This is a genomic window from Promineifilum sp. (SeqCode), assembly GCF_041918635.1.
Taxonomy (GTDB): Bacteria; Chloroflexota; Anaerolineae; order Promineifilales; family Promineifilaceae; genus Promineifilum.
In genome coordinates this window covers 1-1,855 of sequence record NZ_JAYRVJ010000710.1, presented here as the reverse complement: position 1 = coordinate 1,855, position 1,855 = coordinate 1, and the positions used below count along the sequence as shown (strand labels likewise).

The 1,855-nt window shown below is 66.3% G+C and carries 2 protein-coding genes; both read left to right on the top strand.

The genetic code is table 11. The annotated features are described in order from the left end of the window. Positions 1-227: 227 nt before the first annotated feature. On the top strand, positions 228-788 hold the full coding sequence (locus ACE3UY_RS20795) for a zinc ribbon domain-containing protein (RefSeq protein WP_374689392.1): 561 nt from the start codon (positions 228-230) through the stop codon (positions 786-788). Between the two features lie 33 nt (positions 789-821). Then, the coding region (locus tag ACE3UY_RS20790) for a cytochrome c (protein WP_374689391.1) at positions 822-1,855 on the top strand (1,034 nt) is incomplete at its 3' end.

Here is a 1,855-nt window from a genome sequence, read left to right as displayed (position 1 = left end):
TCGCAACTGTATGAGATCACCGGCGTGCCCGAAACCTTTTTCATCGACCGCGACGGCGTTATCCGTCACGTGCAGATCGGCCCCGTCAACCAGCAGTTGATGGACCAGATCATGCCGACGCTTTTAGCTCAATAGAAAAGAATCCACAGATTTCACAGATGACACAGATTAGAAGACATAATCCGTGTCATCTGTGAAATTTGTGGATTCTTCTTAAGGAACATGCAGTGATCGCCGGACTCACCATTGGATCGATCTTACTGGGCGTGGCGCTGGTCGTCATCGTCGCGCTCTATCTGCTGCGGCCGTTCGCCTTCCCCGAAGATGACGCCATCCGCCTCGACCGCGAAGAGGTGGATGGGCTGGTGCTGCGCCGCGAGGGGCTGCTGCGCCAGATTCGCGAACTGGACGACGACATGGAGTCGGCCAAGGTCGCGCCCGAACTATACCAGCACCGCCGGCCCCAACTGGTCAAGCAGGCGGCGCTGATCATGCAACAACTCGACGCCCACGGCTACCAGGAGACGCCCATTACCGCCGACCTGGACGCGCAGATCGAGGCCGCGGTGAAGCGCTTGCGCACGCCGGAGGAGATCGACGCCGACATCGAGGCCGCCGTGCGCCAGGCGCGCGAGCGCCGGCTGGCCCCGGCCAATGGGGCCGCGACGAGCGCCGCCAGCTTCTGCCCCCAGTGCGGCCGCCGCGTGGAGGCCGACGACCGCTTTTGCCCCAAGTGCGGCCACAACCTGGCCGGGGAGCCAGCTACCCCCCGCACCGCTCGTGTTTAAGAATAAGAATCCACAGATTATACAGATTAACCTATGAATCAGACCGTCTCGCGGCCTGGGATGCGCCGGATTTATCTGTTCGCGCTCGGACTCATCATCCTATTCGTCCTCGTTTTGCGACCTCCAGTAGGGCAGGCGCAAGACCCGGTGCTGCCGGCCGGGACGCCGGACGGCTTCCCCGGCCTGGAGACCTACGCCGAGCGTTGCGCCAACTGCCACGGCGCGACGGGCGCGGGCGACGGCGAACTGATCGCCCAGAGCGGCAACCCCGCTCCCATGCCCTTCGACGCCGACTACATCCGGCAGGCCATGCCCTCGGTCATGTTCCAGCAGATCACCGACGGCGAAGCGGCGGTTGGCATGCCCCCCTTCGGCCCGGCCAGCAGCAATCCCATCGACGAGGCCGGCCGCTGGAACCTGGTGGCCGCCGTCTTCAGCCTGGCGACGCCGCCGGAAGACGTGGCCGCGGGCCAGACGGTCTATGAGGCGCAGTGCGCCGCCTGCCATGGCGACGCCGGCCAGGGCAACGGCCCCGACGCGGCCAGCACCGACCCGGCCGCCGGCCCGCTGAACGACGCGACCTACTGGTTCAACCGCAGCAACGAGACGGTCGCCGCCGACCTGGCCCCCGGCGTCATCCCGGCCCATACCTACGACATCGCCGAGGCCGACCTGGCCCGCGTGGTCGATTACGCCCGGACGTTCAGCTACACCTACGCTGACCCGGCCGTGCTGACCCAGCCCATCGCCCAGGGCGCGATCAGCGGCGTGCTGACCAACGGCACAACCGGCGCGGCGCTGGCTGACACCGAGGTCTTGCTGCGCGCCTTCACGCCGGAGTTGACCGAGACGCTGTCGCTGACGACCACCACCGACGCCGAGGGCGCGTTCCGCTTCGACGTGACGGACACCCCGCCGGAGTGGGTCTTCATCGCCGGCGCGTCCCTCAACGGCCTCAACTTCAGCAGCGGCGCGGATCAACTCAGCCGCAGCCGCACCGAGCTAGACCTGCCCATTACCGTCTACGAGAAGACCAGCGACCCGGCCGCCGTCAACATCGCCCAACT